General features: G+C 68.6%; 6 protein-coding genes. 2 read left to right on the forward strand and 4 right to left on the reverse strand.

What is annotated here, in order from left to right; genetic code table 11:
- Window positions 1–54: 54 nt before the first annotated feature.
- From DJ73_RS09185 to DJ73_RS09200, 4 genes are all read right to left on the reverse strand, one after another.
- Window positions 55–1,944: a hypothetical protein gene (locus tag DJ73_RS09185; protein ID WP_176451109.1), complete on the reverse strand. Its 1,890-nt coding sequence runs from the start codon at window positions 1,942–1,944 to the stop codon at window positions 55–57.
- A gap of 138 nt (window positions 1,945–2,082) precedes the next feature.
- Window positions 2,083–2,523, reverse strand: coding sequence for a hypothetical protein (locus DJ73_RS20610; RefSeq protein WP_217900435.1), 441 nt, complete (start codon window positions 2,521–2,523; stop codon window positions 2,083–2,085).
- The gene (locus DJ73_RS09195; protein ID WP_094525753.1) at window positions 2,520–3,374 is read right to left on the reverse strand and encodes a succinylglutamate desuccinylase/aspartoacylase family protein; all 855 of its coding nucleotides are present in this window, start codon (window positions 3,372–3,374) and stop codon (window positions 2,520–2,522) included. The genes DJ73_RS20610 and DJ73_RS09195 overlap by 4 nt, the downstream gene beginning before the upstream one ends.
- A 96-nt stretch (window positions 3,375–3,470) precedes the next feature.
- Window positions 3,471–4,061, reverse strand: coding sequence for a metal-dependent hydrolase (locus tag DJ73_RS09200; protein WP_094525754.1), 591 nt, complete (start codon window positions 4,059–4,061; stop codon window positions 3,471–3,473).
- A 147-nt stretch (window positions 4,062–4,208) separates the two neighbouring features.
- Here DJ73_RS09200 and DJ73_RS09205 point away from each other — a divergent pair, with 147 nt between their 5' ends.
- A complete protein-coding gene (locus tag DJ73_RS09205) occupies window positions 4,209–5,093 on the forward strand; it encodes a winged helix-turn-helix transcriptional regulator (RefSeq protein WP_241881413.1) in 885 nt (294 codons plus the stop codon).
- A gap of 27 nt (window positions 5,094–5,120) precedes the next feature.
- Window positions 5,121–6,242, forward strand: coding sequence for a hybrid sensor histidine kinase/response regulator (locus DJ73_RS09210; RefSeq protein ID WP_094525755.1), 1,122 nt, complete (start codon window positions 5,121–5,123; stop codon window positions 6,240–6,242).
- Window positions 6,243–6,472: the final 230 nt, after the last annotated feature.

A 6,472-nucleotide genomic window follows, 5' to 3' on the forward strand; every position in this document is an offset into this window, starting at 1 on the left:
ACGTATCTATATCGGGAGCGTAAACCCGACTCTCGGTCGGTCCGCCTGGGCGAGTCAGACGTCTGTGACGAGCTCCCCGTCCGCGTACACCTCCACCGGTCCGGCCGCCTCGAACGAGGACGCCACGCCGATACAGCTGTACGAGTCCGCTTCGTCGGTCGTGCGGCCGGCGACGGTGCCGTCCGAGCGGACCTCGTCGAAGTCGTTTATCGTCCCCCCGTAGGCCGTGGACTTCGCGACGCTGCCGGTCACCTCGAACTCGTAGCGGACGGTCTCGCCCTTCCCGACGACCGTCAGGACGTTCGGCCCGATAAGCTCGGGGGGAACCGACTCCCCGTTGATCGCGACATCCACGTCGTCGGCCGCCTCGAAGTCCGTAAGGACGCCGTCGAAGGCGTACGCGTCCGGCTCGTCAGTCGCCCGCCCGGTGACGGTGCCGTTGTCGGCGATCGCGTCGCCGTCGTCAACCGCCGCGTCGCCCGCGGCCGATCTCTCGACGTCGCCGTCGACGGTGAACTCGTAGCGCGCCGCCGAGCCGCCGCCGCCGATCGTGATGCGGTCCCCGTCCGTCGGCGGGGCGTCGGCGGCCCCGCCCGCCTCGCCGCCGGCGGTCCCGGCCGCCTCGCCGCCGTCGTCACCGACCGCTTCGCCCTCGGTCGGCCACGCACAGCTCCCGTCCGTCGAGACGCCGTCTCTGTCGACCGACGAGTCGCCGTCGAGGACGATCGCTTCGCCGGGCACCGACACCGTCGAGTCGCTGACGACGTTGTCCGCGCTGTCGTGGAAGACGATCCCGGCGCGGTCTTCGCCCGACTGCTCGACGCAGACGTTCCTGAGCTCGTTGTCGTCGCGGGCGAACTCGACCGGCGCCACGCGGTCACCGGCACCCGTGATCACCGTGTCCTCGATCGTCCGGCTCCCCACCTCCGCCTCCGTCGCCGGGTCGACGTGGATCGCGTAGCTCGTCCGCGTGCCGCCGGAGCCGACCGTCGTGTACCGCGGCCCCACGTGGATCGCCGTGTCGCGGACAGTGAACGACCCGCCGCTGAACGCGCCGACGACGCCGCCGGTCCCGCGGCCGCTGATCATTCGGATCTCGCAGTCCTCGATCGCGACCGGTCCGGGGCCGTCGGCCACTCGGACGGCGCGGCAGTTCCCGTAGTCATCGGGCGGGTCGTCGACCCTGAACGTCGCGCCCGTCACGGTGCTTCCGGGCGCGCCGAGCCGAACGCTCGCGACGTTGTTGTTGCGGTAGAGCCCGCCGTCGACGTGGACCGCTCCCGTCCCGAGCGAGCCGTAGACCCCGTTGTTCGCGAACAGCTCGACGTGGCAGTCCCGGTAAGTTATCTCCCCGACCGGATCCGTGTAGATGCCGACGCTGTCGCCGCCGTCCGCGGCCCGGAGCCTCTCGACGGTCCCCGTTCCGTCCGCCTCGATGACCCGGAACCCGAACGCGGCCGTGCCGGCGTCGTGGTGGCCGCGTTTCGTCACGTCGCGAACGACGAGCCCGTCGTACGCGTGAACGGTCAGCGACGAGCCGACGCCCTCCCCGGTGTTGTCGATGACGAAGTTCTCGACGCGGACGTCCCGGTTGTTCGTCCCCGCGATCCACGTGCGCGGGTCGTACTCGTCGCCGGGGACGAGGACCGCCTCTCCGGTCCCGACCATCGCGAAGTTCGTCAGTCCGTACAGGGTGAGGTCGTTGACCCTGTATCGCCCCTCGGGGAACTCGATCCGTGTGTCGTCGCCCGCGTGGTCCGCGAACACGTCGTCGATCGGCTCGGTCCCCGTGTCGTCCGCGCCCGCCTCGACGATGTCGACGACCTCGACGTGATCCGAAGCGACGGCCGTTCCGCCGGGGACGGCGGACGCCGCGACGCCCGCCCCCACCGTCTTGATGATCCCTCGGCGATGCAACAGCGAACGCGTACCCTCTTCAGACATCGTGCGGCCACAGACGCCTGTGCGGGATGGTAATCGTTCGCGTAAATCGGGGGTGTTCCGCCGCCCGCTCCGCCGCTCACATCGGCTGTGTGACAGCCGTCGCTTATCGGTTTGCTAATCCGTCCGGACGCCGCGGTCTCACTCGCGGGCGGCGCCGCGGAGCCGGTCCGAGCCGCGCAGGCAGGCGCGACCGACGCCGGCCCCCGCGACGGCGACCCCGTAACTGCAGAGCAGAAACGGGGGCCAGTAGAGCCGGAACGCGAACTGGGGGACGACGCGCTCCCCGACGACCGTGAGCGCGACGAACAGCGCGTATCCCGGCGCGGCGAGCGGCGAGTGCAGCCGCGCGTCGAGCGTCCCGAGGACCAGCGGCACCGTGAGCAGTGAAAAGAGACACACCACGCCGGGTCCCGCGACGACGGTCCACCACGTGCCGCGGTCCGCAATCGCGTCGTCACGGTCCGCAATCGCGGCGCCGCGGTCCGCAATCGCGTCGTCACGGTCCGCAATCGCGGCGCCGCGGTCCGCTCCCGGCCCTCCGTCGCTCTCGCTCGTCACGTCGTCGCCTGCGGTCGTCATATCGCCGACCCCCGTCGTTCGATCCCGTGCCGGGACAGCAACCGTTCGGCGATCAGCTCCGTCCACCGGACCTGCGTGTCGACGTCGAGGTAGAACTCCGTGAGCTCGACGAGCACGCCGGCGGTGTCGAGGTCCGCGCTCACCTTGTGGATCAACAGGGGAGACGTCCCCCCCAGCGTGTTGCCGCGCCGGAACCGGTGGGCCCACATCGACGCCGGGACCACCGCCTCGTTCACGCGGTCGGCGACGGCGTCCGCGTCGCTCGTCGCGCCGCCGGCCGCGGTCGGAAACAGCGCCTGCCCGACCCACCGGCCGTGCGTCCCGTAGATCCCCCTCGACCGGTGGAGGTCGACGACGACGTCCGGGTCCGCGGCGGCGACGAGTTCCCAGAGACTCCGCGCGAGCGGCGTCTCGGGCTCCCCGCCGATCGAGAACTGTCGGTTGAGGTCGCCGTCCGGCCCCTCGCGCTCGTTCCGGCGAACGGCGACGACGTTCGCCCACGGCACGACGACGACGGACCCGTCCGTCACCTCCCACTCAGCGATCCGTTCCGCGGCCCGATAGCCGCTCACCTCGTTTCCGTGGACCCCGCCGACGACGACCGCCGTCGGCCCGCTGTCGTCGGAGCCGACCTCGAAGTAGGGGGTTTCCCGTCTCGTCCCCGGGCGCACCGCTCCGGTCTCGACCGTCGTCTCCGCCGCCGGCGACGGCGGGCGCGGCTCGGGATCGTCGCCGGTCGTCGCACCGCGCGTTGCACCGACCCTCGCACCGCGCGTTGCACCGACCGTCGCGCCGGCCACCACGGAGCCCGCTACCGTCGCTCCCGCGGCGAGCACCGCCCGTCGTTTCATGTCCGGTTCACGCCCCCACAGACACGTTATTACAGCGATGGTAACCCCGGTGCGGCGGTGATCGAGGTCAGCGATCGCGCTCCGCCCGGTCCGCCGTCAGTCGCCGAACAGCCGGCGGCCCCGCGTCCGGGCGGCCTCGATCGCGTCGGGCAACGGCGGCGTTCCGTCCGCCGTCCACAGGGCCACGGTCGCGAGGAGCGTCGCGGCTTGCACAGCTACGTACGGCGTCGGATCGAGCGTGACGATCGACGCGAGGTACTCCGCGAAGTAGTGATCGAAGCCGGCGCCGAGGCTGACGTGACCGTCGGGCGGGGCGGATCCGAGCGGCCAGAGGAGGCGGTCGGCGACGAGTGCGCCGCTCCGAACGCTCGCGGGCAGCAGGTCGCCGAGCAGGTGCGACGCGTACCCGACCGCGAAGCCGTCCGCCGCCGCCGAGCGGTCCGCGTTCCGCGAGAGGGCGACGACGCCGACGAGCAGCGGAGCCGCGACGAACACCGAGTGCCCGAGCGCGGACCCCGTGGCGAACACGTCGAACTCCCACGCGAGCGGCTTATCGATCACGTCCGGAAGGACGGCCGCCGTCGCCATCGCGACAGTCGACGTCGCCTCCGGTGACTCCCCGTGTCTGACGCGCGTGTACGCCGAGTAGAGCAGATAGCCGAACGCGACGTGTTCCCATGGCCACATCGATCGCCGTTGGGCCCTCCCTCCGAAAAGTACGGCTTTGGTAATCCGATTCCGACCCGCGAGGCCGGAGACCGCTCCGGAATCGGACGGAATGATCGGTCGTTTACCACCCGCATAATAAGACCGGTTACGATCGAATTATCGACCGTGACGGGAGACGGAACCGACCGAGACGTCGAGCGGCTCACGGAGGCGATGAACGTAATCTCAAAGAAATGGCATCCGGTCATCGTCCAGCGACTGTTCACCGACGGGTCGCTACGGTTCAGCGAGCTCCAGGAACGCCTGGAGGGGATCTCGTCGAAAGTCCTCACCGAGAGCCTCGAGGAGCTCGTCGACAACGGGCTCCTCGACAGGACCGTCGTGAGCGAATCCCCGAAACGAGTCGAGTACAGCTTGACCGACGACGGGCGGGATCTGCAGTCGATACTCTCCTCGCTGGCCTCTTGGGGGGAACGGTACCTCGACCCCGACCCGACCGTCCTCGTCGTCGACGACGACCCGCGGCTCGTGGACATGTACGCCGGCTGGTTGGAAGAGGAGTACGAGGTCAAACGGGCGTATCACGGGGAGGGCGCGCTCTCTGAGCTGTCCGAAGACGTCGACGTCGTGCTGCTCGACCGCCGGATGCCCGGCATGTCCGGGGAGGACGTCCTCGCACAGATACGCGACTGGGGGTTCGACACGCGGGTGATCATTCTCACCGCGATCACTCCCGACTTGGACATCCTCGACATGTCGTTCGACGCGTATCTCACGAAACCGGGATCGAAAGAGCAGCTCACGCAGATGGTCACGGACGTGTTGACGAGGGACTCCTACGACGACAGGACGCAGGAGTACCTGGTGTTGAACGCGAAGCGAGCGCTGCTCGAAAGCGAGTTCGTGGCGACGGAGCTGGCGCGTGACGACCGCTACGAGCAGCTGCTCGACCGACTGGCGACGCTCGAGTCGGAGATCGACGACCCGACCGAGGGGCTCGACGACGCGGACCGGCTCGTCGCGACTCTGGAACCGGACGGCGACTCATGACGCGGTCTCATCATCTCACAACAACGCATGACTGACGATACGGCTCTATCCGTGCTGCTGATCGAGGACAATCCCGCGGACGCGCGAATCGTTCGGGAGCAGTACAAAACGGCGAAGGAGACGGGTCTTTTCGCACGCGTACTCGATAAAAGCGAGTTCGAGAGCATCCGGTTTACCCACGAGGAGGACCTCGACCGAGGAACGGCACGCCTCCGTGAGGGAACGTACGACGTCGTTCTCCTCGATCTCCAGCTTCCCGACAGCGAAGGCGCCGAAACGGTCGACGCCGTGGTCGACGTCGACCCGAACGTCCCCGTCGTGGTTCTGACCGGGATGCCGGAACAGCGGCTCGGCGGTGAAGCGATTTCGAGAGGGGCGCAGGACTACCTCGTGAAAGGGAAGCTGACCCCCGAACTGCTGCTTTTGACCCTCCAGTACGCGATCGAACGAAAAAAGCGGGAACGAATTCTCAGACGACGCTCGGATCGGCTCGCGATCCTGAACCGCCTCACCCGCCACGACGTTCGAAACGACGTGAGTCTCATCGTCGGTCGGGCCTCGGAGCTGACCGATCACGTCGATCCGCGCGGGCAGTCGATACTCGAGGAGATCAGACAGTCGGGCAACCACATCCTCGAGTTGACGGATATGATCGGTCAGGCCCTCGACGCGATGGCCGACGATCAGGACCCGCTCGGCGACGTGAACCTCGAGGCGCTCCTCGAGAACGAAGTCGAGAAGGCGACCCGCCTGCACGGGGGCGCGGAGGTGACGCTCGGGTCCGTCCCCGAGGCGTCCGTCAAGGCGAACGAACTCCTCTCGTCCGTCGTCGCGAACCTCGTCAACAACGGGGTGGTGTACAACGACAAGGAGACGCCGACCGTCCACGTCGACGCGGTGGCCGAGGGCGACACCGTCACGATCAGGGTCGCCGACAACGGGACGGGGATCCCGAAACACCGGCGCGAGGCCGTTTTCTCCGAACGGACGAACGGGGCCGAAAGCGCGGGACTCGGCGTGGGGCTGACCCTCGGCCACCAACTCGTCACTCAGTTCGGCGGCGAGATGTCCATCGAGGACAACGACCCCGACGGGACGGTGTTTCTCGTCTCGCTTCAGCGGGCCGAGGCCTCGGCCGGCCTCGTGTGAACTCCGTCGAGACAGTCACGGCGGTCGTCGCGGTCCGCCCGTTCGCCGGCGAGAGTATTCCCTGACGCGTGGCCGCGTCGCCTCCCCGACTGGCTATCGACGGGGACGCGACGCAGACGTTCGAGGAACCACCGTCTATCGGAGGCTGGACTCGCTCCTCGAAGAAAAAGTGAATTCCCGCGTGACCCTCGCCGCCGCGTCGGTTATCCTTCGGTTTCGCTGTCGGTCTC

Source organism: Halorubrum sp. Ea1, from assembly GCF_002252965.1.
Taxonomy (GTDB): domain Archaea; phylum Halobacteriota; class Halobacteria; order Halobacteriales; family Haloferacaceae; genus Halorubrum.